Source organism: Lysinibacillus sp. FSL L8-0312 (assembly GCF_038003285.1).
GTDB classification, from domain to species: domain Bacteria; phylum Bacillota; class Bacilli; order Bacillales_A; family Planococcaceae; genus Lysinibacillus; species Lysinibacillus fusiformis_D.
Window position 1 is genome coordinate 3,321,286 of the sequence record NZ_JBBOOV010000001.1, and the last position, 23,632, is coordinate 3,344,917.

Annotated in this window: 21 protein-coding genes and 1 rRNA gene; 14 read left to right on the forward strand and 8 right to left on the reverse strand. The window is 38.5% G+C overall.

Annotated features, from left to right (window positions below; all coding sequences use genetic code 11):
* Positions 1-47: 47 nt before the first annotated feature.
* Positions 48-163: ribosomal RNA gene (rrf, locus tag MHI22_RS16815) — 5S ribosomal RNA — on the forward strand.
* A 250-nt stretch (positions 164-413) separates the two neighbouring features.
* Here the strand turns inward: rrf and MHI22_RS16820 are convergent.
* Complete coding sequence (locus MHI22_RS16820) at positions 414-1,085, reverse strand: LytTR family DNA-binding domain-containing protein (RefSeq protein ID WP_340812391.1); 672 nt, start codon at positions 1,083-1,085, stop codon at positions 414-416.
* 214 nt (positions 1,086-1,299) lie between these two features.
* On the opposite strand from MHI22_RS16820, the gene aceA reads away from it, so the two are divergent.
* Together aceA and aceB are read left to right on the forward strand one after the other, a co-directional pair.
* Positions 1,300-2,583, forward strand: coding sequence for an isocitrate lyase (gene aceA / locus MHI22_RS16825; protein ID WP_036122155.1), 1,284 nt, complete (start codon positions 1,300-1,302; stop codon positions 2,581-2,583).
* Between the two features lie 112 nt (positions 2,584-2,695).
* Complete coding sequence (gene aceB, locus MHI22_RS16830; protein WP_058843784.1) at positions 2,696-4,294, forward strand: malate synthase A; 1,599 nt, start codon at positions 2,696-2,698, stop codon at positions 4,292-4,294.
* A gap of 240 nt (positions 4,295-4,534) precedes the next feature.
* On the opposite strand, the gene MHI22_RS16835 is transcribed toward aceB, so the two are convergent.
* On the reverse strand, positions 4,535-5,200 hold the full coding sequence (locus MHI22_RS16835) for an O-methyltransferase (protein WP_340812392.1): 666 nt from the start codon (positions 5,198-5,200) through the stop codon (positions 4,535-4,537).
* 129 nt (positions 5,201-5,329) lie between these two features.
* On the opposite strand from MHI22_RS16835, the gene MHI22_RS16840 reads away from it, so the two are divergent.
* From MHI22_RS16840 to MHI22_RS16865, 6 genes are all read left to right on the forward strand, one after another.
* A complete protein-coding gene (locus MHI22_RS16840) occupies positions 5,330-6,223 on the forward strand; it encodes a LysR family transcriptional regulator (protein WP_036126611.1) in 894 nt (297 codons plus the stop codon).
* Positions 6,224-6,296: 73 nt separating this feature from the next.
* On the forward strand, positions 6,297-6,692 hold the full coding sequence (locus MHI22_RS16845; protein ID WP_036126599.1) for a GntR family transcriptional regulator: 396 nt from the start codon (positions 6,297-6,299) through the stop codon (positions 6,690-6,692).
* Between the two features lie 4 nt (positions 6,693-6,696).
* Positions 6,697-7,794: a DUF1648 domain-containing protein gene (locus MHI22_RS16850; RefSeq protein WP_058843781.1), complete on the forward strand. Its 1,098-nt coding sequence runs from the start codon at positions 6,697-6,699 to the stop codon at positions 7,792-7,794.
* 72 nt (positions 7,795-7,866) lie between these two features.
* The gene (locus MHI22_RS16855) at positions 7,867-8,538 is read left to right on the forward strand and encodes a response regulator transcription factor (protein WP_089933926.1); all 672 of its coding nucleotides are present in this window, start codon (positions 7,867-7,869) and stop codon (positions 8,536-8,538) included.
* Positions 8,535-9,908, forward strand: coding sequence for a HAMP domain-containing sensor histidine kinase (locus MHI22_RS16860; RefSeq protein WP_340812393.1), 1,374 nt, complete (start codon positions 8,535-8,537; stop codon positions 9,906-9,908). Before MHI22_RS16855 ends, MHI22_RS16860 begins: the two co-directional genes overlap by 4 nt.
* 73 nt (positions 9,909-9,981) lie before the next feature.
* A complete protein-coding gene (locus tag MHI22_RS16865; protein ID WP_058843779.1) occupies positions 9,982-10,386 on the forward strand; it encodes a hypothetical protein in 405 nt (134 codons plus the stop codon).
* Between the two features lie 176 nt (positions 10,387-10,562).
* Here MHI22_RS16865 and MHI22_RS16870 read toward each other — a convergent pair whose 3' ends face one another.
* Positions 10,563-12,479 carry an SEL1-like repeat protein gene (locus MHI22_RS16870; RefSeq protein WP_271912050.1) on the reverse strand — a complete coding sequence of 639 codons (1,917 nt, stop codon included), beginning with the start codon at positions 12,477-12,479 and terminating at the stop codon, positions 10,563-10,565.
* Positions 12,480-12,718: 239 nt separating this feature from the next.
* Here MHI22_RS16870 and MHI22_RS16875 point away from each other — a divergent pair, with 239 nt between their 5' ends.
* The 5 genes from MHI22_RS16875 (at position 12,719) to MHI22_RS16895 (ending at position 16,730) form a co-directional block, all read left to right on the forward strand.
* A complete protein-coding gene (locus tag MHI22_RS16875; RefSeq protein WP_058843778.1) occupies positions 12,719-13,426 on the forward strand; it encodes a glycosyltransferase family 2 protein in 708 nt (235 codons plus the stop codon).
* Between the two features lie 85 nt (positions 13,427-13,511).
* Positions 13,512-13,772 (forward strand): metal-sensitive transcriptional regulator, encoded by a 261-nt coding sequence (locus MHI22_RS16880; RefSeq protein WP_036125888.1) that lies wholly within the window; start codon positions 13,512-13,514, stop codon positions 13,770-13,772.
* 255 nt (positions 13,773-14,027) lie between these two features.
* Entirely contained in the window at positions 14,028-15,164 is a 1,137-nt protein-coding gene (locus MHI22_RS16885) for a transglutaminase domain-containing protein (protein ID WP_036125886.1), read from the forward strand.
* A 90-nt stretch (positions 15,165-15,254) separates the two neighbouring features.
* On the forward strand, positions 15,255-16,559 hold the full coding sequence (locus MHI22_RS16890) for a transglutaminase domain-containing protein (protein WP_338652233.1): 1,305 nt from the start codon (positions 15,255-15,257) through the stop codon (positions 16,557-16,559).
* An 18-nt stretch (positions 16,560-16,577) separates the two neighbouring features.
* Entirely contained in the window at positions 16,578-16,730 is a 153-nt protein-coding gene (locus MHI22_RS16895) for a hypothetical protein (RefSeq protein WP_340812394.1), read from the forward strand.
* A gap of 290 nt (positions 16,731-17,020) precedes the next feature.
* Here the strand turns inward: MHI22_RS16895 and MHI22_RS16900 are convergent, their stop codons facing one another.
* From MHI22_RS16900 to MHI22_RS16920, 5 genes are all read right to left on the reverse strand, one after another.
* Positions 17,021-17,968, reverse strand: a complete 948-nt coding sequence (locus MHI22_RS16900; protein WP_036124964.1) for an N-acetylglucosamine kinase — start codon at positions 17,966-17,968, stop codon at positions 17,021-17,023.
* The gene (gene argH, locus MHI22_RS16905; RefSeq protein ID WP_340812395.1) at positions 17,965-19,479 is read right to left on the reverse strand and encodes an argininosuccinate lyase; all 1,515 of its coding nucleotides are present in this window, start codon (positions 19,477-19,479) and stop codon (positions 17,965-17,967) included. The genes MHI22_RS16900 and argH overlap by 4 nt, the downstream gene beginning before the upstream one ends.
* A gap of 27 nt (positions 19,480-19,506) precedes the next feature.
* Positions 19,507-21,228 carry an ABC transporter permease gene (locus MHI22_RS16910; protein ID WP_036124960.1) on the reverse strand — a complete coding sequence of 574 codons (1,722 nt, stop codon included), beginning with the start codon at positions 21,226-21,228 and terminating at the stop codon, positions 19,507-19,509.
* Between the two features lie 12 nt (positions 21,229-21,240).
* Complete coding sequence (locus MHI22_RS16915) at positions 21,241-22,311, reverse strand: ABC transporter ATP-binding protein (RefSeq protein ID WP_036124956.1); 1,071 nt, start codon at positions 22,309-22,311, stop codon at positions 21,241-21,243.
* Positions 22,312-22,394: 83 nt separating this feature from the next.
* The gene (locus tag MHI22_RS16920; protein ID WP_036124955.1) at positions 22,395-23,501 is read right to left on the reverse strand and encodes an extracellular solute-binding protein; all 1,107 of its coding nucleotides are present in this window, start codon (positions 23,499-23,501) and stop codon (positions 22,395-22,397) included.
* Between the last annotated feature and the right edge of the window lie 131 nt (positions 23,502-23,632).

Sequence of the window (23,632 nt, forward strand, 5' to 3'; positions counted from 1 at the left end):
ACAGAAGCTGACGAAGAAATGCGATGTATATTGAAAGCCGACCATAGTCTAGTGATGATGGCAAAGAGGTCACACCCGTTCCCATACCGAACACGGAAGTTAAGCTCTTTAGCGCCGATGGTAGTTGGGGGCTTCCCCCTGTGAGAGTAGGACGTCGCTAGGCAATTGTGAAAGACCAGAGAATAATTTCTCTGGTCTTTTTTGGTTCTTCTAGTTAGATTTTTCAAGCTCATTAGAAAAATTCTTCTTCAAAATCTGTGACATCCGCTTGATGATTTAGCTTGATTCATCACATGTGAACATCTGCTGAAAATAGCAACAAAGTAAGCAATGATTATCCCCTAGAGAGGAGTGATTCTTTGCTTTCGGTACAAAAATAATCGTTAAATCCAGATAAAAGACAGTCTTCGCACTTAAAATTCAAGAGCACTTCGAAGATTATTGATATAGGATTGACTCACTGGCAATTCACTTCCATCGGTTAATGTAATAATAAAATTTGATGTTAGATCTCGGGCCATTTTTTTTATGAAATGTATATTTACAATATAGGATCTATGAATACGAATAAAGTATGGTGGCAACCTTAATTGCAGCTCTTTTAGTGTAATCCCCGTTTTAAACTGTTCTTTGTCTACATAAAACCAAGTTTTTTTCTGCAGACTTTCTATATGAGATATTTTACTTATTGCTACTGGATTCCACTCCTCCTCTTGTTTCCCCGTTAAAAATTGGAATGGCTCTGTTTTTTTCATAGTGAATGTGGATGGTAAGATAACAACTAATGCAGCTGGCTTATCTTGAATGGATATGGGATAGCCAATGCCATAATAGGGCGTATCGATTAAAGAATTATCTAATATGGCATCTGTTTTTTTATGAGTGCGTAACACTTGCTCTGCAATACTCCCAGACATTACTTGTTGACCTATCTTTAACTGAATATCTGGATGACCTGAGTGAAAATAAATATAAGAATGTTCAACAGCAATTGCAATGGATGAATTCGCTGGAACCCAGTCCTGCAACATTAAAATATATTGTTGTGAAATATCATTTCCAAAAGATTTTAACTCATTGTTCATTGTGAATATCCCCCTTGTTTGTAAACAAACTTCCAAGTTTTATCGCTCAAAAAAGTAGTTTCATCCCGAAAAAATGGTCTTTTATCCAAAAATAATGAAAATTCAAACACTCTGTTATATATTAATTTACAACAAATAAACCTGTTATGGAACAGTTAATTAAAAGTTTTTTAACAGAGTATATTGTACACAAAGGGGAAGGTGGAATTTCAATATGTCAACTCGTCAAGAAAGAATCGAAGCTTTAGAAAAACAATGGGCTGAAAACCCACGCTGGGCTGGTATTGAACGCACATATTCAGCTGAAGAGGTTGTTAAATTACAGGGCACTGTGATAATTGAACAAACATTGGCGCAAAAAGGTGCTACTCGACTTTGGAATTCGTTACGTGAAGAACCATTTATTAATGCATTGGGGGCATTAACAGGTAATCAGGCGGTACAACAAGTAAAGGCTGGATTAAAGGCTATCTATCTATCAGGCTGGCAAGTGGCTGCGGATGCAAATCTTTCTGGTCAAATGTATCCTGACCAATCGTTATATCCTGCTAACTCTGTACCAGCAGTAGTAAAAAGAATCAACCAAGCACTTCAACGTGCCGATCAAATTGATCATGCTGAAGGACGTGTCGATCAATTTGACTGGTTTGCACCAATCGTAGCAGATGCTGAAGCAGGTTTTGGTGGTCCTCTAAACGTATTTGAGCTTGTAAAAGGCATGATTGAAGCTGGTGCAGCTGGTGTGCACTTAGAAGATCAATTAGCTTCAGAAAAGAAATGTGGACATCTAGGCGGTAAAGTTTTACTGCCAACGCAAAACGCTGTTCGTAACTTAGTGGCTGCTCGTTTAGCAACAGACGTTATGGGCGTAGATACAATTTTAATTGCGCGTACAGATGCCGATGCTGCGGATATGGTTACTTCAGATATTGATCCACGTGATGCGGAGTTCATCACTGGTGAACGTACACCTGAAGGTTTCTTCCGTACAAAAGCAGGTATTAAACAAGCAATTGCTCGTGGTTTAGCTTACGCACCATATGCAGACTTAATTTGGTGTGAGACTTCTAAACCATCACTAGAAGAAGCTCGTGAATTTGCTGAGGCCATTCATGCAGAGTTCCCTGGTAAAATGCTTGCATACAACTGTTCACCATCATTCAACTGGAAAGCAAACCTTTCAGAAGAGGAAATTGCAGAGTATCAACGTGAGCTTGGTAAGCTAGGTTATAAATTCCAGTTTGTAACATTAGCAGGTTTCCATGCACTAAACCACTCTATGTTTGAGCTTGCACACGATTATAAAGATAATGGTATGGCTGCATATTCTAAGCTGCAACAAGCTGAGTTTGCTTCAGAATCAAAAGGCTATACAGCTACACGCCACCAACGTGAGGTAGGTACTGGATACTTTGATGAAATTTCTCAAGTTATCTCTGGAGGTACTTCTTCTACAACGGCAATGGCAGGTTCAACTGAAACTGAACAGTTTGTATAAGTCTTGATTGAATTACGTGTTTTCCTAAATTCATAATCATAGAGTAGTCTCCTCCGCTCCTCCTAAGGCGGAGGATGACGAAACTAAAATAGCAAAGGTGGGTAAACAACTAATGGAACAGGCAACGACAGGTAAGCTTAAAATTGTTGGAGAACAAAACGAGCAAACGAAGGAAGTTTTAACACCTGAAGCTCTTGAGTTTGTTCTTGCCTTGCATAAAAATTTTGATGCTCGTCGTAAGGAGCTGTTGAACGCTCGCCAGGAAAGACAAAATCGTCTTGATGCAGGAGAGAAACTGGATTTCTTACCAGAGACTAAAGGTATTCGTGAAGGTGATTGGACAATTGCACCACTTCCAAAGGACTTGCAAGATCGCCGTGTCGAGATTACAGGTCCTGTTGATCGAAAAATGGTGATTAATGCTTTAAACTCTGGTGCAAAAATGTTTATGGCTTGCTTTGAGGATGCATCCTCTCCAACGTGGGAAAATATGATTGGTGGTCAAATTAATATGCGTGATGCTATTAATAAGACGATTGAGTTTACGCAAGCCTCCAATGGTAAAACGTATACATTAAATACTGAAACAGCAGTGCTGTTAGTTCGACCGCGAGGCTTACATCTGCTTGAGAAGCATGTGCTTGTTGATGGAGAGCCGATCTCAGGGAGTTTCTTTGATTTTGGGTTATATCTATTCCATAATGCGAAAAATGCACTAGCACAAGGTACTGGGCCATACTTCTATTTACCGAAGCTTGAAAGTCATTTAGAGGCTCGTCTATGGAATGATATCTTTGTGTTTGCCCAAGATTATATTGGCATCCCACAAGGGACTATAAAAGCTACTGTTTTGATTGAAACGATTTTAGCAGCGTTTGAGATGGATGAAATTTTATATGAGCTACGTGAACATTCAGCTGGTCTGAATTGTGGCCGTTGGGATTATATTTTCAGTTATATTAAACGTCTTCGCAATCAAGCTGACGTTATTTTACCAGATCGTGGCCAAGTAACGATGACTGTACCTTTCATGAAGGCTTATACGTCTTTATGTATACAGACATGTCATAAGCGAAATGCACCAGCAATGGGCGGTATGGCTGCACAAATTCCTGTTAAAAATGATGATGAGGCGAATGCGGTGGCATTTGCAAAGGTTGCAGAAGATAAACGTCGTGAGGCAACAGAGGGACATGATGGTACTTGGGTAGCACATCCAGGTATGGTGGCAACTGCAATGGAGCAATTTGATGCTATTATGACAACTCCTAACCAAATTCATAAAAAACGCGAAGATGTACATGTAAAGGCAGAAGATTTAGTAGCTGTACCAGAAGGGACAATTACGCTTGAAGGTCTTCGTATTAACTGCAGTGTTGGTGTACAGTATATTGCTTCATGGCTTCGTGGTAACGGTGCTGCACCTATAAATAACTTGATGGAGGATGCTGCAACAGCAGAAATCTCTCGAACACAAGTATGGCAATGGATTCGTCATCCTAAAGGTATTTTAGATGATGGACGTGGCATTACGTTAGCGTTTGTCTTAGAGATATTGGAAGAAGAGCTTGTGAAAATTAAAGAGGCTGTTGGGGAACAAGCCTATAACAGTGGTCGCTATGAAGAAGCTGCTGAACTGTTTAAATCTTTAATTGAGCAAGATGAGTTCGCGGAATTCTTGACACTTCCAGGGTATGAAAAATTAGCATAAGATAAAATCTACTATTAACATATTCAACTTTCCTAATTCTACTAACATAACGTGACGGGGTCTGTTCCCCCGTTAAATGAAAGAGATAAGCATGATCGAATTAAAAGGGGTCTAAATAAAAGTTAAGAGGTTTTAAGGGGGAAAAGATGTCTTATTAGCTTAGATGGGGAGCTGTAGGGCATCTTTTTTGAAATAAATCCGCGTAGCTGCTGCAGCAGTTTACGCGGATTTTTTCCCGTCTTAGTTTACAATGGCTAGTACGAAGCCGTCATACCCCTTCACACCAACTGTTTGTATAGCTGTTGCTTCAATTCTAGGTTCCTCTTTTAGTAAATCTATAAATTGCTGTACGCCTCTGACACGTTCATCTTCACTAATTTCATCAGTTACCGCACCATTACGAACTACATTATCCGCGATGATGATGGCGCCTGGATGAGCTAGTTTTAACGCCCACCTCAAGTAAGCGGGGTTATTAGGCTTATCGGCATCAATAAAAATAAAGTCAAATAAATGGCCTGCTTTTTTCAAGTTTGGTAATGAATCTAAGGCGTTTCCTAAAATGATCTCAACCTGTTCCTTATAGCCAGACCTCTCTATATTTTGCTGAGCAACTAAGGCAAACTCTTCATTAATTTCTAAAGTCACTACTTTCCCTTCTTTAGGAAGAGCCTGCGCTAAGCAAATACTGCTATAGCCACCAAGTGTGCCAATTTCTAAAATAGTTGCTGCTCCTTTTATTTTAGCTAGTAAATATAATAGTTTCCCTTGAGTAGGGGATACATCTATCTCTGGAATACCTGCTTCTTTATTAGCCTGTAGTACAGCATCAAGGTGTTCGTTTTCTGGTAGAAGCTTATCCATAAAATAGTCATCTACATTTTTCCAAACATTTAACTCTGTCATGATACAGTCCTCATTTCCCTATATTTTAAAGTGCAAGCTTGCCAATAAAGTGTATGATAGAATAAATCATAATAAAAATATATTATTATTATTTATACATAACTTTATATTATGAATAGGGGTGAAATCATCAACAGTCATAGCTTAAAATTATTTTATCAGGTTGCTACTACAGGTAGCTTCACTAAAGCTGCAGAGATCTTGTGTATTAGCCAACCTGCCGTTTCAAGTCAAATGAAGCGATTTGAACATGAACTAGGAGTCCAATTATTTAAGCAACAAGGGCGTGGTGTAGTACTAACAGAAGTTGGTGAAGCTCTAGCAGAGAAAGCTCAAAATTTCATTGCTCTTGAACAGCATATTGAAACATTTATCGAAAATTACCGTTTGGCGAAAGCAGGGAATTTACATATTGTGGCTACCTATCTGCCTGCCAATTTTTTAATTCCAAAATGGGCAGCTACTTTCAAGGCTGCAAATGAACAGGTGGATTTAATGATTACAACAACCAATACGAAGGACGCTTTTGAACAACTAATAAACTATAAGGCGGATATTGCGATATATGGTGGAGGAATGTCTGAAAGGCCGAAAGAAATCGAGTGGGATGAATTATATGAGGATGAGTTATGGTTTGTTGTGTCTCCAAATCATCGCTTTGCACATCAATCCATTACATTGGTTGAAATGTTTCAGGAGCCTTTTATTATGAGGGAAGAAGGGAGCTCGATGAGAGAGCATCTGTTTTCGTTATGTCAAACATACCAAGTGAAACCACCGAAAATTGCCCTCCAATTTAATGGCATCAATGAAACAATTCGCTCGGTCATGGCAGGCTATGGTGCAAACTTTATTTCTTCCCTTGCAGTTCGAGAGTATGTAGAGAGTGGCCAATTGGCAAGGGTTTATGTAAAGGATATACATGCTATTAAACATAAAATCGCTATTTGTACGAGAAATAACGAGAAACAAAATATGCTTGTGCAAAAATTTATTGAAACAATTAGAAATTCCCCAATTTAATAAGCTTGTATCTCATGCATTATTGCAGTAAATTTGTTATACTAGTTATATAACAAATTTGGAGCTGATAAACATGTTTATTCAAATAGAGCCACAATCAGACGTACCGATCTATGAGCAGGTGACACGTCAAATTATTGAAGGTATTGCAAGAGGCGAAATGAAACCAGGCGATACCCTACCATCTGTGCGAGGGTTAGCTGCTGATTTAGGTGTGAATATGCATACTGTTAATAAGAGCTATCATGAATTAGAAGCGAAAGGAATTATTGTTATTCGACCGAAATCAGGAGCTATTATTAGTTCAACTGAGGAGAGAGCTTTGTCACCTGAGCAGCTACGACAAATCGAAAAGAATTTAAAGCCTGTTGTAGCAGAAGGAATGGTGCTCGGCGCAACAGTAGAACAAATTGAGCACATGATGAAAAAGGTATTCGCTGATTTGCAAATTCCAGCAGAGGGAGTGTAGCAAGATGCTACTGGGTGTTTTTACAACAATCTACATCATGACATTAGCTATGCAAATGGTGGTACCTTATATTGTAAGAGAGACTATTGTTTTTGGGGTTACTGTACCTGATCAGCATATTAAGCATCTCGCATTAGCTAAGCTGAAAAAACAGTATGTTCAATTGGTAGGAGGCTCAGGCATAGTATTTCTAATCATTATGTTGATGTGCTACAATCGTCTAGCTTCTTCTGAATCCACTCAAAGTATCGTTTTACTAAGCTGTTTGTTTAGTATGCTTACCGTAAGTATGGTGCTGTACTGGATAAATCATCACAAGGTATCAACGTTGAAAAGGCAGGAGCAGTGGGGCGTAAATATTAAACAAGTACGAGCGGTTGATTTAACTGCTCGAAGCCGTGATGCAATGATTCCTTGGACATTTTTTGCTGTACCTATAGGGATAGCGGTGTTTTTAATCATTTACACATTGCTCCATTACGACCTAATGCCAAATGATATAGCCGTACATTGGGGACCAAGTGGAGAAGCAGATGCTTGGAGAAACAAGACTTATTTTACGGCTATTTCGCTGCCGCTTGTTATGCTAATGATGCAATGTATGATGTGGGGAATTACCGATTCTATTAAACGTTCTGCTATTAAATTAGCTGTAAACCGCAAAGCTGAATCGTTGGAAGATCAGCTAAAGACTCGAAAATACATGAGTTGGCAAATATTGCTGATGAGCTATGCCTTAACCATTCTATTAACGGTTTTACAACTAAGCAATATTTATCCTTCCATGATTGTTGGCTATAAGCTATTACCAGTATTTATTTTATTTCTAGCTGTTGTGTTAGGTTCACTATTTATTTATATTTTGAAAAAGCGTAAACATAGAGTGCGTTATGAAGATAATGTTGATTCACAGGTAATGGATGTAGATGAAGATCGTTATTGGAAAGGCGGCTTAATTTATATGAATCGACAGGACCCTTCCGTTTTTGTAGAGAAACGTTTTGGAGTAGGTTGGACCATGAACCTTGCAAATCCAAGAGGTTATATTGTTATTGGTTTGCCTTTTCTTTTATTACTGTTGATTTCCATATTCTCGTTATAAAATAATAGTAATTTGTGATGAAAAATTCGTTCCATATGAGCGAGTTTTTTCTTATTGATTGGAGGTAGGCAGATGCAAATTCTTGTTGTCGATGACGATGCTCATATTTTACAGCTAGTTACTATTTATCTCACAAGGGAAGGCTATCAGGTACTATGTGCAGAAAATGCACAGCAGGCATTAGCCTTACTAGAAGGGAATCTGCCTGATTTAGCTGTTGTCGATGTGATGATGCCGGGGATGGATGGTTTTACATTAACCGAGACTTTAACGCAAGATTATGACATTCCTGTTTTATTATTAACAGCGAAAGGCGAGCTTGAGGATAAAGAGCGTGGCTTTTTAGCAGGATCAGATGATTATGTTGTAAAGCCTTTTGAGCCAAAGGAATTATTGTTTCGTATAGCAGCTATTTTACGGAGATTGGATAAGAAAAATCAAGTAACTTTCCAAGTAGGCAAATTAGTGATTGATCGTCGAAGCTTTGAAGTTGTCATAGGAGAGGATACACTTATATTACCTTTAAAGGAATTTGAACTACTTGCTTTATTGGCATCACGCCCTCACCAAGTATTTACGCGAAGCTATATTATGGAGCAAGTATGGGGCTATGACTATGAAGGAGACGAACAGACGTTGAATACTCATGTGAAGCGAATTCGTGAAAGATTAAATCGCTATGACACGGCTGTTGAAATCACAACCGTAAGAGGTGTTGGCTATAAGCTAGAGGAGACAACATGAAAACTTTATACAGTAAATTTGTTGTGACGACGATGCTAGTGATGATTGGTAGCCTATGTATTGGTTTTTTAGCAACGAATACGTATTATCATCAAGTGGTAAAAGAAAAGAATGATGCAAAAAACGTAAACATAGCAAAGGATATCGTTCATTATATTGAAACAGCGAAGCCAGAGGATTTAAATAATTATTTGAAGACACTGGGTGAAATTGGCTATCAAATATATGTAACATCAGGCGAGGAAGGGTATTTTTTTGGTGGAGACTATCGTGATAAAACATTGTCAGCATCTGTTGTTGACCGCGTTTTACAAGGAGAAACCTATCATGGTATGCGAGACTTCCCTAAAGAAACCTTTGTGACAGGATTTTTCGCTAATGAATTGATTAATACAGTTGGTGTGCCATTTACGTATGAAAACAAGCCATATGCATTATTTATAAGACCTGATATTCGCTTATTATTTTCGGAAGTGCATACGATACTTGCAGGGTTAATGTTGGTTATGACAGTACTGAGTTTACTAGCAATGCTATTGTTTGCTAAAGCATTAATTCGTCCGATTACAAAGCTAACGGCGGCAACTCAACAGCTTGCGCATGAAAAGTTTGATACGGTGTTAGATATTGATAGTGCAGATGAAATTGGTCAATTAGCTGTAAGCTTTAATAGGATGACCGAGAAATTACAAGAAAATGATCGTATACGAAAGGAATTTATTAGTAATGTATCGCATGATTTTCAGTCGCCTTTGTTAAATATTCAAGGCTATGTTGACCTCCTGAAAAATCCGCTGCTGACTGAGCAGGAAAGACAGGAGTATGCAGCGATCATCGAGTTGGAAACAAAGCGCTTATCTACATTAACCAAGCAATTATTATTACTAACATCTCTCGACCAATCGACAAGAATCGTAAAACGTGAGCCGTACCGATTAGACGAACAATTGAGGGAGACTGTGCGAAAATATCGCTGGCAAATAGAAGAGGCACAGCTTCAAATAGCCTACAAGCTAGAGCCAATTAGTTATGCTGGTGATGCAGGACTTTTACAAAATGTGTGGGATAATTTGCTGACGAATGCTATTAAATATAATGTAGAGGGTGGACAAATACATCTACAATTACAGAAAAAATCTACTTCACTTGAAATCCTTGTGGAGGACAATGGGATGGGGATGACGACAGATCAATTAGCCAAAGTATATGACCGCTTTTATCGCGCAGATGCTTCCAGGACAAAGCAAGGAACAGGTCTAGGACTAGCAATTGTCAAACAGATTGTAGAGCTACACGGAGGTACTATTCAGATGGAAAGTACGATGCATGTCAGTACAAAGGTTTATATTCATTTACCAGTCTTGTCATAAGGAGTTCATGTAAAGTTCATGTTCACACGTTAAACTGCTACTTAGTTGAAACAAGCTTAGGGGGAGTTTTCGTATGGAACAGAAGTGGAGTATACGTCTTATTCGATTAGCGGCTATTTTTGCTTTCATCGGTACGTATTTAGGTTCACATATGTCAGGATCAGGTAGTTATGAATATAGACCAATCCATGCACATATTTTACTTGTCGGCTGGCTAAGTATGTTTGCATGGGGCATTTTTTATCGAGCCTTCAAAGTGAAATCACAAAAATTAGTAGCCATTCACGGTTGGACAGCTATTCTTGGTGTTTTGGGTTTAACAGTTGGCATGTGGTTTTACAATATAAATCCATTTAATTTTGGTAGTACATTTACATTAATCTTCTTTATTGTAGGTGGAACTACGCTATTAATCAGCTTTGCCTTATTTATTATAGTAACATTCATGATTCATCAACAAGACTATATAAAAAGTTAATCCATTACGCATTTCTAGCGCGCAGATAAACAATGTATCCAAAATTTTTCGATTTTGCCTGTAAAAATCTGTTGAGAAAAAATATTCATCTCCCACTATAGAAAAAGGAGATGAATGCCGAAGCAAGAGAAAAACCTACCGTATCACAATTCATGATACGGTAGGTTTTAAACTGTCTATTTAATATTTTCAAGCGATTTTTTCAGCCATTTTTCAGCCTCTTGATAATCTTGTGCAACCCCATGCCCTTTTTTGTAGAGCATACCAAGCTGAAATTGAGCCTTTTGATGTCCTTGATTAGCAGCCAATCGATAAAGCTGGGCAGCCTTTGCAAAATCTTTCGGTACACCCTGTCCATGAATGTGCATTTGAGCTAGTTGATATTGTGCCTTTATATGCCCTTGTGACGTTGCTTGTTCAATCCATTTAGCTGCCTCCGTGTAATCCTGTTTAACACCTTTCCCTTTATCAAATAAATTACCAAGTTGATATTGAGCACCTGCATGGCCCTGAATAGCAGCTAGTCGATAACATCTGCGTGCTTCTTCAAGATCCATAGCAACCCCTAATCCCTGCTCATACAGTAAGCCTAATTGATACTCCGCTTGAATATGTGACTGATCCGTTGCGGCTCGCCACCATTTTACAGCCTCTGTATAGTTTATAGGTACATCAACCCCTGATGTCAGTAATAGACCAAGTTCATACTGAGCATCAGCATAGCCTTTGTTAGCAGCAACTTTAAAGTATGACATAGCTTTAGCAGGCTGTTTTTGCTGATAGACATAAAGCCGACCTAGCTCGAAGCCGGCGCTAATATGCCCATTGTCAGCTGCTCGTAGAAGCCATTTTTCTGCTGAAACAAGATCCTGTTCTTTTTCATACAGTAAGCCGAGACAGTACTGTGCATTTAAATGTCCTTTATATGCTGCTAGCTTGAACCATTTTAAGGCTTCTAGATGATCCTTCGTCATTCCTTGTCCCGTATTGTAGAGCATAGCCAATTGAAACTCTGCGTTCACATGGTCTTGTAAAGCAGCCATATGAAACCATCTCGCCGCTTCTTCAAGGTTTTGAACAATACCACGACCTTTAAGGTACATATAGCCGAGATTATACTGTGCACTGGCATCGCCCGCTAAGGCAGCCATTTCGAAATAAGCGATGGCCTCTGCGTAGCTTTGCTCGACACCTGTGCCATTATGATAAAGGAAGCCTAAATTGTTTTGAGCACTTGTATTGCCTTGGTTGGCTGCTAAAGTATACCATTTAGCCGCTTCATGAAAGTTTTGCGAAAGGCCTAGACCTTGATTATAAAGGACACCTAAATTATATTGCGCATCTGCATTTCCGAGATCTGCCGCAATTTGATAATGGTGCGCGGCTTCCTTATAATCTTGTCCAACCCCATGCCCTAAATGAAAGAGTACGCCTAGACTATAGTGGGCATTTGCGTCATTTTGTGCGGCAGCTCGTTCATACCATACTTTCGCAAGTTTATAGTCCCTTTTCACCCCTCGCCCGTGATTGTAAAGAGTTCCTAAATTATATTGTGCACTGGCATCACCGTTTTGCGCTGCCCTTTCAAACCATTTGGCTGCATGTGTATAAGCCTCTGGCGATTGATTGTGCTGAAGTATGTTCTTATCCAATATGGTTGGAAGCTCTGTAGTGTGAGGAGTTAGACTTGCTGACTTGAAACTACGATCATAGCGTTTCATAAACCATTCCACAATATCGCTAAGATAATCCAAAACAATTTTTGCCGCTTTGGCTTCCACAATGTCGTTACTATTATGACTTGTCATTTTATGAACTAAATTCATTAATAAATAAATCCGACGAGGGTGAATTTGCGCTACAAAACTTCGATTATTTAATAGTGTACGGATATTTTTCGTTTTAGGTTCAGTATGCATTTCCAGCCGATAAATCTCATAAAGAATTTCTTCCAATACAAAAAGAGATTTTTGTAAAGATGTAGCTGGGTTTGAAATAGCGAGCAAACTTGCATCCTGTAGGTTTTTTGCTAATTTTGTGAAGGACAGCTGCGTTAATTTCTGACATTGTTCTTCAAGAATTTCGTAATGCATAACAATCACCCTCACCTCTTTCATCAATGATGCCTCGGCATCATTGCGTCTAATTTTCTTCGAGCCAGTTGAAAGCCCCTCTTCTAAATCTCTTTGTACATATATCGGAGAAAAATCTATATTATTGATAAGTTTTAATGGGATTCATCAGTTGAATTGTTGCTGTGACATGATACTATTTGATATAAGGGAAATTCGTAGCTACGGAGAGCCCGTCAGCCTATAGGTGGGGGATCGAAATGAAAAATATTGCAGCTATTATTCCAGCATATAATCCACAACAATCACTCATTACCTATGTACATCAATTATTAGCAACGACCATTACACAAATTGTCATTGTCAATGATGGGAGTGATCAAAGATATAAAGATATTTTTGAAGATCTAAATAAAATTGATCGTTGTCAAGTATTGCAGCATGATCGCAATATTGGAAAAGGTGGTGCATTGAAGACAGCCTTTGCATTTATCCGAGAGCAAAAAGGAAAGTGTCATGGTGTCCTTACAGTGGGGGCACATGGGCAGCATGCACTGCAAGATGTTAAGCTTGTCTTAACGATGACAAAGGTGTTTTCAGAAGGTATTGTGCTAGGGGTACGTAATTTCCATTCTGCCGATAGTTCATTTCTTTCTTATTGGGGAAATCGTGCAACAAGCCTATTTTTTGAGTTACTGTATCATCGAAAATTAATGGATACACAAACGGGTTTGCGATATATATCGATAAATGAGTTGCCTTGGCTGATGAAGGTGAAAGGCGAACGCTATGATTATGATACAAATATGCTAGTTGCGGCACTGAAAAGAAAGTGTCCAATTTTTGAGGTAGAGATTGGGCAATTACGTTTAAAGAAAAATACAATTATCCAGTACGATGAAATAACCAATGCAAGCACTATAATCACAAGAATGCTGATGAATTATTTAAAACCAAGGAATGGCTAGGTTTAAATTTGAAATAATGAGCTAGGATAAAGAATAACGATTACTCATGAGGACGTAGCGAGTATAGAAAGAAGGAGCAATGTTTATGGAATATTCAGATCAAGTGAAAAATCGTGTGAAACGGATGGAAGGCCAGCTACGTGGTATTTTGAAGATGATGGAGGAAGGTAAGGACTGTAAGGCAGTCATTACACAGCTATCGGCTGTACGCTCTGCTGTAGATCGTACAGTTGGTGTTATTGTCAGTACAAACTTATTAGAATGTGTCCAAAATGCTGAAGGTGATGACGAAAAAATGAATGAAGCCATTCAGGAAGCCGTTAATTTGGTTGTGAAAAGTAGATAATTACCTCGATTTTCGGAACAAAAAATAGTAGCTGAATCCAAATAAAACTCACTATAAATGGGGTGAGTTTTATTTTTTTGCAAAAAAATAGTTATATTCGAGAATTATATTTGGTTTTTAGGTATTTTATATCATGTAAGTGTTGATATATTTTTAGATGAAAGTCTTAGTTAGTGAACTTGTATGATAGCTTAGTAGGTACTTTCTTTGTTATGCTAAATAGTAACAAAAGATTCAAAGGGAAGGTGATTAGTGATGAAAAAATGGTTGTTATGTGGAGCAACTTTATTGATGTTAAGCCCAACTGCTGCCTATGCAAAACAAACAGAAATTACTTCCCCAATTTATCCTGTGGTAGCTGACTCAACAGTAGTTACTTGGGATCAATTGACAAAAGAGCTTGCTAAGCAAATGCGAAATTTCGAGACGGAAATAAAATTTACGTATACAGGCCCGATGGGTGATTTCAAAAAAGAAATGATGGATGCATTTGAAAAGGCTAAACAACAAGCTGTTTATGCAAGTGGACATTTCGAAAGTATGACGGTTTCTGCAGATTCTCTCGGAAATGTAACGTATAAAGTGAAGTACCTGACGAATCAAACACAAGAAGTAGCTGTACAAAAAAAGATTAATCAAATACTGAAAAATATTATCAAACCTTCTATGACAGAGTTCCAAAAAGTAAAGGCTATTAACGATTATATTGTATCGAATACGATGTATGGAACAAAAACAAAGGCAAGCCCACATAGTGCCTATGCTTTATTTTTTGAAGGACAAGCTGTGTGTCAAGGTTATGCATTAGCTGCACAAGCCTTGTTAGAGCAATCGGGGATAGAGACAAAATATGTTATAGGTTTTGTGAATGGGAACGAGGCACATGCTTGGAATTTAGTAAAGGTAGATGGAAAATGGTATCATTTAGATACAACATGGAATGATCCTTTGCCAAATCGTGTTGGTGCTGCTTCATATGACTATTTTTTAGTGACGGACAGTCAGCTTAACAAAGATCACACTTGGGTTAAAGCCGATTATCCTACTGCTACAAGCACAAAATACAGTTATATGCACAATGTTCATTTTGCGTATCAGTTAAATAATGCTGTTTATTTTAGCAATACGGCAGATAACGATAAACTGTATAAGCTGGATATGACTAGTGGGAAAAAGACAAAAGTATTAGATAAACGTGCATTGTATATTACTGGAACTAATGATTATCTATACTATAGTGATTACAGTAACGGTGGGTATTTGACAAAGCTGAATTTGAAAACATTAAAAGCTGAAGTGCTAGTTAAGCAGCCAGTAACGAATTTAAAGATCAATGACAATGATTTGCTGTATACTATGAATACTAAAGAATATAAACTTAAAATTAATTAAGTCAACAAACAAATATTAACAAGCACAATTGGACCCTTAAGTGAGTTCTTTGTGCTTTTTTTGTATATAATGAAAAGAAGACGGTTGGAGGTGAGGAATTTGTGGAAGAAATTAGCTATTATTGCCATTATTATTATTTTTATTGATCCCATTTATATGGCTGGTAAGGCAGTCGTTCAGCAGGTGCTGGATTGGACAAATAATGACGAAATAGAAACAATGCTTCTTTCAACAAAGGAGAAAATCGTAGATGTTACTGCTAGACTTTCAGACGATGCCTCCATAGAAACAGCCATACCTATAGAAGATATACATGAAGCGGAGGTAGCACCTAAAGCGCCGCCAATTCAGAAACCAGAAACGAAGCTAGTCGTGACAAATGCCAAAGAGATGGCTGATGCCATGTATGCATATTATAGTAGTTTTTCACCGAAGTTTGAAATTCAATATAAAGGTAATACACAACGAATTGAACAAATTGTGGAAGAGGCCTACAACAATGCTATTGAACGAGATGATTATGTTTATGGTCATGTTAGTAAGCATTCAATTCGTTATGAATATGGGCGAAATAAGGCAACTATTTTTGGAGAGCAGAGCTATTTAATGACGCCAGAACAGGCTGCTTTTGTCGAGATGAATGTCCAAGAAATCATCAGCAAAATCAGTAAAGACTCTATGACAGAAGTAGAAAAGGTACGAGCAGTCAATGACTATATTGTCGCTAATACTGCCTATACAGATCAAACAAATTCTAGTCCACATAGTGCCTATACCGTACTTGCCGAGCATGGGGGAGTATGTCAGGGCTATGCTTTACTAGCTCACTCGATGCTTCAAAAACTGGGAATTGAAACAAAATATATCGTGGGCTATGTCGGCCAAGAGGGACATGCGTGGAATTTGGTCAAGCTGGATGGACAGTGGTATCACCTTGATACGACATGGAATGATCCAGTACCAGATCGCAAAGGTGCCATTCGTTACCAATACTTTTTAGTAGACGATCGTACAATGGCGAAAGATCACACGTGGATTGCTGAGGATTATCCAAAGGCAACAAGCACAATGTATAGTTATTATCATGATATAGACTTCCCAGCACAGGCTGGCGATCAATTATATTTTAGTAATATCTCTGATGACAATAAGTTGTATGTGCTTGATATAAAGACAGGTAAAATAAAGCGTGTCACAAATACTCGTGCACAATACATCGTTTACTCGGATGGGTGGCTATACTTTAGTAATTACTCTCGGGGGGCGTATTTAACAAAAATTCGTCCAGACGGTAGTGGAGAACAGGTACTAAATAGGGAAGATACAAAGGATATATTTGTGAAGGATGGCTTCCTCTATTTCACAACGAATGAATTGAAGAGAATGGCTCTCTAATTTAACATAAAAAAGGTGATGTCAACGGCACAAACAGCCATGTTGAAAGGCGAGGGGGTAATTTCCGTTCCGCCAGCGTCCTTTCCAGGGGGCAGTTCACTAAATCCATGTGGCAAAGGTGTCTTTTCCTTCTCTTTTATACTAGCCGTAGCGATCAAAATATTTGTATAATTAGAGAAAGGATAGGCTCTTATTTTCAATGTGGAGAAGTGATTAGTTACACACCTCTCAATAAATAAGTAGTGAACACCTTCACTTTACTTAGGAATTTTTTCTAAAAAGATAATCTTTTGTGAGGTGGAGCGGAAGGCTACTCGATTCCCGCGAGACTGGCGAGCCTCTAAACACGAAGCGGCTCGGCGCTAGCCCACGGGAAAGCAAGTAGCCTGCAACGGAAATCCATCTTCATCTTTCACACAATAGATGGTTTTGTTTTTTTACACTATGAAAAGGGCAATGACTTATAAATAGTCATATGCCCTTTTTGTACGTTCAATCAAATAAGTAATAGGCTGATGCTGACAAAGTTTAATATCAATTTGTGGATATAGTAAGGTGATTTCCTCCGTAAAAGTCTTTAAAATGAGTGGATTGTGCTTGATGGCACCACCATTACAATAAAGTGTAAATGGTCCATTCTGATAGCCCATTTTTTTCAATACAGCGCTTGCTAGAAGAACTAATTCGTAGGCAGCCTGTAGTGATATTTGCATGGCGCAAGCATCTTCTTGCTCGACTGCCTTTGCTACAAATGAGCTCATCTTGGCCAGCTGTGCATTCGTATAGGATGGATGGAATAACCATTCCGCAAGCTCTGTTACATCCTGTATATTTAAAAAATGATAGACGGCTTCTTTTAAGATTGTTGGTTCACCACGACCATCCTCCATTTTAAATACAGCTCTTACTACTTCCTGCCCTAGCCAATATCCACTTCCCTCATCACCAGCTCGATGTCCCCAACCTCCTGCACGTACAATTCGTTGCCCGTCATAGGCATAGGCGATGGCTCCTGTTCCGGCAATGAGTAATGCACCAGCCTGTCCAGCAGTCACACCAAGTAGTGTAGCTTCCGCATCATTTTCAATAATTAGCGTCTTGATTTGTAGCTGTGTGGCCTTTAGGGCATTTTGAACAATGGCCGTTACTGTGGCATGATCCTTAGGAGAATCAATGCCAGCTAACGCAAAGGTAGCTACAGCAATTTGAGAATGGGGGTACTTTTGCAAAAATGTTTCTACATTTGCTAAAAGTCCTTGTAATCTTGCTGTAGCTGATTCGACACCAATGGCTTGATAATTCGAGCCTTGCATTGTTGTAGAATAGTGAATGTCACCAGATTCAGCATGAACGACCGCACATGCTGTTTTTGTTGCTCCACCGTCAATAATCAATAACCAATCCTTCATTGATTCCATTCCTCAAGAAAGGCTGTTAATTCCTTTTCTGCTTGTATAATAGAATTTTCCTTTAAGCGGACCCATTCATAAAGGTTTTGAGCATTTATTTTTGAACGTTCGAGCGCTGCTTTCATTGTGGCTGGAGCTGGGCCACCTAGCAATGTTCGCACACCAACAAAAGATTCTGGCTTTAATGTTTTATAAAAGCCTTCTTCTGAAATAGCTAATTCCTTTCCCGTAATCAATTTAGATTGTGTATTGGCAAGGCCCCATGTAAGGCTTGCTAGTGATTCTTCGCCATGGGCAAGTAGAACTTTAATACATTTGCTAACAATACTATGTGCTTGGCGGAATGAAATCCCCTCTGAACGCACTAATGTATCTGCAAGCTCTGTAACATTGGCAAAGCTATTCTCTGCACGGTTTCTTAATTTCTTTTTATTAACATCCATTGTGACAACAAGAGAACCAAATAACTTGTAAATACCATTTAAACGGTCAATGGCACGCCATAAATAGGGCTGCATATCATCTTCAGTGTCGACGATATCTCCGAACGGTGTATTATGTACCATTTGTAATACTGTACTTGCATCTCCAACAACCGCAGATAGTAATGAACGTGTATGCTCTACGGAAACAGGGTTACGTTTTTGAGGCATTATGGAACTTATCTGGACATATGGACTTGCGAGTGTGAATGCATTAAATTCCTGGGTAGCCCATAATAAAAAATCTTGAGATGTACGGCCGAGATTGAGTGCAGCCAGCTGTACAATACTTGCCGCTTCAGCAATATAATCTGCGCCTGCAACAGCATCCCACGCATTTTCGATAATATCATCAAATGCCAGTAGATCACGCATCCGTTCTCTACTAATATTAAAGCCTGTCGTTGTTAAGGCAGCCGCCCCCATACTACTGCGATTGACAGTTTTATAGACATGCTGCATCCGCTCAAAATCACGCTCAAGCTGGTCAATAACAGCTTTTAAATAATGGGCAAAGGTTGTGGGCTGAGCCTGCTGTGTATGCGTGTAGCCAATCATGATGGTATCTATATGTTCCTCTGCAGCCGCGATTAAGTCATCACGTAATGTTAGTAACTCGTTCATTAATAATAATAGTTTTTTCCTTAAGGTCATACGATAGATGGCGATCCCCATATCATTCCTACTTCTGCCAATGTGAAGATTTCCTGCAACATCACCAGCAAGCTCGATTAGTTTATTTTCAATGCGGAAAAATAAATCCTCATATTGGGGACTGTAATCCTCTAAACGATAATAATTTAAATCTATTTTTTTTAGAGCTATCCCAATTTGTTTCGCTTCATCTTTTTTTACGAGTCCTTGTTCTTCTAACATTTTTAAATGAGCAATATTAATTTGTAGCATGATTGTTAAAAAATTTTTCTTCGCCTCATCATAAGCTGGCTGTAAGACAATTTTCCGATAGATGTTAGAAGGGAATATCATCCCATCTTCCCGCTGCGTTTTGTTGCGAAAATCTTCAAACATTGTAATGGCCCCCTAATAGATTGGCAGCTAGATGGCTGTACCAGCACTGCCTTTTGATAGTTTTTCAGAAATAATAAGAACAACTAAAATTAAGCAAATTTGTAAGACACCATAAGCACAGGCGGTCCCAAATTTAAATGCATATAATTTTTGGAATATCGCTACAGACAATGGAATAGTGGATGTACTGTATATTAGAATGGATGCAACAAACTCACCAAAGCTTTGCACGAGAGCTAAGAGTGTCCCTGCTAAAATTCCGGTGAATGTTAACGGTACGACAATCCGCCTAAATGTATACCACCAATTGGCGCCTAAGCCACGTGAAGCCTCTTCAATCGATTGATCTAGTTGTACAAGAGAGGCGGAAGTAGATCGAAAAACAAGTGGTAAATGTCGAATAAAATACGCTAATGGCAAAATCCAAAATGTACCGATCAATACTTGATTGAAACTAAAAATACTTTCTGTACTAAAGGCAGCGATTAAATTGACCGCTACAACAGTACCAGGTAAAGCCCAAGGTACCATAATCAAAATATCGAGCAATGTTTTCCCTTTAAAGTTTAACCGAACCATAGCATAAGCAGCAGCGACACCAAAAATGATATTGCCGATTGTTGCTATGACACCCATTTGAATGGAATTCCAAATAGGTCGCCATGTACGCTCATCAGTAAAAAGAGCAATATAATGATCGATCGTATAGTCGGTCGGGAGAATTTGCGTTTTCCAAGCACCATCAACAGAAAAAGATATCAATATCAAAACTAATATCGGCAATATTAATATGAATGTCCCAACAAAGGATGCGATTGTTGCCATAACTTTAATTTTTTTAGAGGATACCTCAGAACGATGAACACTGATACCCTTACTGAGATTTTGATAATTTCGCTGATTCTGATACCAACGCATGATGATTAAAAAGGTAATAGATACAAAGGATAAAATCATCGACTGTGTTGCAGCCATCTCAAGATTGCCATTTGTACGTGATAAATATATTTGCATCGTCATGGTGCGCTCTACACCAAACATTAAAGGTGCTGTATAGGAAGCCATTGAGATCATAAACACTAATAAGGACGAAGCGACAATGGAAGGTGTCAGCATTGGTAGAATAACCTTTGTCCATACGCGAATACGCCCTGCACCTAGACTGGTTGCAGCCTCTTCTAAAGCAGGATCGAGCCCCTTAATAGCAGCTGAAGCTGTTAAGTAGAAGTACGTATACATCGTGAAGGTATGAACGACGACAACTCCCCAAATGCCTTTCAATGCAAACGGTACATGGTCTAATCCGAATAGATGCTGAAAGATTCGAGGGAAAATACCGCTATCGCCATATAAAAATGAAAAAGAAAGTACACCCACTAGAGGAGGAAGTGCCATAGGAACTAATACTAAAATAGACAGTGTACGCCTTCCTGGGAAATTATAGCGCTCCAGTAAAAAGGCCATCGTAACCCCAACGACTGCACAGCAAATAACACTGATGATCGAAATATAAATACTGGTCCATAAAGCTTCTAAGTTTGCTGGGCTCGCCAGATCAAAAAATTTTTTATAGTGAAAGAAAGCCTCATCACCAGCAAAGCTTTGGATAAATGTTTGATAGAAGGGGTAAACCACATAGGCGAACAACACTAAAAATAATGGCGATATTAAAATATAAACAAACCAATTGGATTGAAAAATTCGTGTCCACGCGCTTTCCTGAGAGGCATTGACAGACTGTTTTCCCATATTGGCTTCCTCCTATTCCCCTAATAAGTACAGTGAATCATGAGCCATATTGATTGTAATGTCTTCACCGATTTTCTTTATTTGGTCATAAGAATTAATAATCATTACTTTAAGTGAAAATGCCGTAAAATCTACAATGTAATTGACGCTAATACCTGTAAATTCAACAAATGTAATTTTTCCTGTTAACGTATTATCACCAGTACCTAGTTGAATAGACTCCGGTCGAATAGAAATAAACACTTTGTCTCCAATCATATGCGTTAAAGAGGGGGAGCTTTGTTGCTTTCGCCCAGTCAAAAGATGTCCATTTAAGGTTCTCACTTGTACATTTTCACCATTAATGGCTTGTATAGTGCCTTCGATTAAATTGGTTTCACCAATAAAGTTAGCTACAAAACGATCTTCAGGCTGATGATAAATTTCTTGAGGAGTCCCAATTTGCTTGATCAAACCATTCTCCATGACCATGATTCGATCCGACATAGCCATTGCCTCCATCTGATCATGGGTAACGTAAATCGTTGTAACGCCAAGCTCAGATTGAATTCGTTTGATTTCAATACGTGTTTCCTCACGCAATTTAGCATCTAGATTGGATAGAGGTTCATCCAGTAATAAAATATCTGGCTCAATTACAAGCGCTCTAGCCAAAGCAACCCGTTGTTGTTGTCCACCAGATAGTTCATTTATTTTTCTGTTACCATAAGCTGCTAGATGTACTTGTCCTCTAATGCGGTCAACCTTGTATTGAATTTCGGTCTTTGAAAATTTCCGCACTTGTAAACCAAAGGCAATATTTTCATCAACCGTCATATGAGGAAAAAGAGCATAATTTTGAAATACCATACCGATATTGCGTTTATTGGGCTGAAGTCGAGTGACATCTCGATCGTCAAAAAGAATTTTACCTTTAGAAGGGTAATAAAAGCCTGCAATCATCCTTAAAGTGGTTGTTTTGCCACAGCCGCTAGGACCGAGAAAAGTAAAAAATTCCCCTGCTTTTATTTCAAGATTTATATCATTCACGCCATACACTTGACCAAATTGCTTTGAGACATTTTCAATTTTGACACTTCTCAATCATAAACTCCTCTCTAACAAAGAATGCAGATGATACAGGAAGGTAAAAATTCGCAGCACATGTCGAATTTTTACCTATTTTATTATTTGCCGCGCCCTTTTACATTGTTATCCCAATATTCCATCCATTCAGCTTCTTTGTCAGACATTAGCTGCCAATCAATATCGAACGTTTTTAAATCTAATTCCTGATACCATTCTGGCATGGAAGCCTTATCGATATCAGAACGTGTAGGAATTTGATAATAATCGTTCGCCAATTGTGTCACCATTTCTTTTTCAAATAAGAACTCTACAAATAGTTTTGCATTGTCTAAGTTTTTCGCATTGTTTACAACGGCTACACCATCTACTAAAATAGGTGCACCACTTTTTGGATAAATATAATCAAAAGGATAATCAGTCGTATATTTCTTTAATAAAATATCTTGCAAATTCCATAAAGAAACACTACCTTCTTGTCGTGTTAGCTTTAAATATAAGGCATTAGGATCTTGTGTATACTCCTTTGTATTAGCATCTAATTGTAATAACCATTCATAGCCTTTATCAGGTGAATCGTCTCCCTGTCGTACAATCATAGAGGAATAAATTGTGCGCATTGTACCTGACGCAAGCACACCTCTAATTAGAATTTGATCCTTCCATTTAGGATCTAATAGGTCATCCCAGTCCTGAGGCCCTGTTTCTTTTGTCAGTAAATCACTATTAATCATAATGACCTCTGGTAGCAACATCTCACCAAACCAACGTCCATCTGCATCTTTGTGTGAGGCATCAATGGCACCGATAAAGCTAGGCTGCCAAGCATGCAATAAGTCTTCATTTGCTCCAACAATGAGAGCGGATTGCGTTCCACCCCACCAAAAATCTGCTTGAGGATTGGCCTTTTCACCGCGGAGGCGCTCTAAAATTTGCTGTGCCCCCATCGTTAAAAACTCGACCTCAATGTCTGGGTATTTTTCATTAAACTGATCGATCACATTTTGCACCATTTCTTCATCACGACCTGTGTAAATGACAAGCTTTCCTGAAGGTGTCGTTGCTGCCACTTCTGTTTTATCACCATCAGATGTTTTGTCTTTATTTGCTGCACCATCTGTAGAATTTTGCTGATTATTGCCGTTACAAGCAGCTAAAGCTAAAAACATCAACACAAGGAAAAAACCAAGAATGCGGGTTTTTTTCATCATCTTCTCCTTTCATAAAGTAAGGTACTTGCATATTGCAGTATAATACGAAAGGATAAGATTAATGTTAGAATTATTAAAAAATTACATTTGCCTTCATCATAGCTAAGTACTTAACAGTAAGCAATGCG

Bases quoted from the DNA above. Each gene is read 5' to 3' on its own strand.
- MHI22_RS16820 (WP_340812391.1), bottom strand. From the start codon at position 1,085: ATGAACAATGAGTTAAAATCTTTTGGAAATGATATTTCACAACAATAT.
- aceA (WP_036122155.1), top strand. From the start codon at position 1,300: ATGTCAACTCGTCAAGAAAGAATCGAAGCTTTAGAAAAACAATGGGCT.
- aceB (WP_058843784.1), top strand. From the start codon at position 2,696: ATGGAACAGGCAACGACAGGTAAGCTTAAAATTGTTGGAGAACAAAAC.
- MHI22_RS16835 (WP_340812392.1), bottom strand. From the start codon at position 5,200: ATGACAGAGTTAAATGTTTGGAAAAATGTAGATGACTATTTTATGGAT.
- MHI22_RS16845 (WP_036126599.1), top strand. From the start codon at position 6,297: ATGTTTATTCAAATAGAGCCACAATCAGACGTACCGATCTATGAGCAG.
- MHI22_RS16850 (WP_058843781.1), top strand. From the start codon at position 6,697: ATGCTACTGGGTGTTTTTACAACAATCTACATCATGACATTAGCTATG.
- MHI22_RS16855 (WP_089933926.1), top strand. From the start codon at position 7,867: ATGCAAATTCTTGTTGTCGATGACGATGCTCATATTTTACAGCTAGTT.
- MHI22_RS16860 (WP_340812393.1), top strand. From the start codon at position 8,535: ATGAAAACTTTATACAGTAAATTTGTTGTGACGACGATGCTAGTGATG.
- MHI22_RS16865 (WP_058843779.1), top strand. From the start codon at position 9,982: ATGGAACAGAAGTGGAGTATACGTCTTATTCGATTAGCGGCTATTTTT.
- MHI22_RS16870 (WP_271912050.1), bottom strand. From the start codon at position 12,479: ATGCATTACGAAATTCTTGAAGAACAATGTCAGAAATTAACGCAGCTG.
- MHI22_RS16875 (WP_058843778.1), top strand. From the start codon at position 12,719: ATGAAAAATATTGCAGCTATTATTCCAGCATATAATCCACAACAATCA.
- MHI22_RS16880 (WP_036125888.1), top strand. From the start codon at position 13,512: ATGGAATATTCAGATCAAGTGAAAAATCGTGTGAAACGGATGGAAGGC.
- MHI22_RS16885 (WP_036125886.1), top strand. From the start codon at position 14,028: ATGAAAAAATGGTTGTTATGTGGAGCAACTTTATTGATGTTAAGCCCA.
- MHI22_RS16895 (WP_340812394.1), top strand. From the start codon at position 16,578: ATGTCAACGGCACAAACAGCCATGTTGAAAGGCGAGGGGGTAATTTCC.
- MHI22_RS16900 (WP_036124964.1), bottom strand. From the start codon at position 17,968: ATGAAGGATTGGTTATTGATTATTGACGGTGGAGCAACAAAAACAGCA.
- argH (WP_340812395.1), bottom strand. From the start codon at position 19,479: ATGTTTGAAGATTTTCGCAACAAAACGCAGCGGGAAGATGGGATGATA.
- MHI22_RS16910 (WP_036124960.1), bottom strand. From the start codon at position 21,228: ATGGGAAAACAGTCTGTCAATGCCTCTCAGGAAAGCGCGTGGACACGA.
- MHI22_RS16920 (WP_036124955.1), bottom strand. From the start codon at position 23,501: ATGAAAAAAACCCGCATTCTTGGTTTTTTCCTTGTGTTGATGTTTTTA.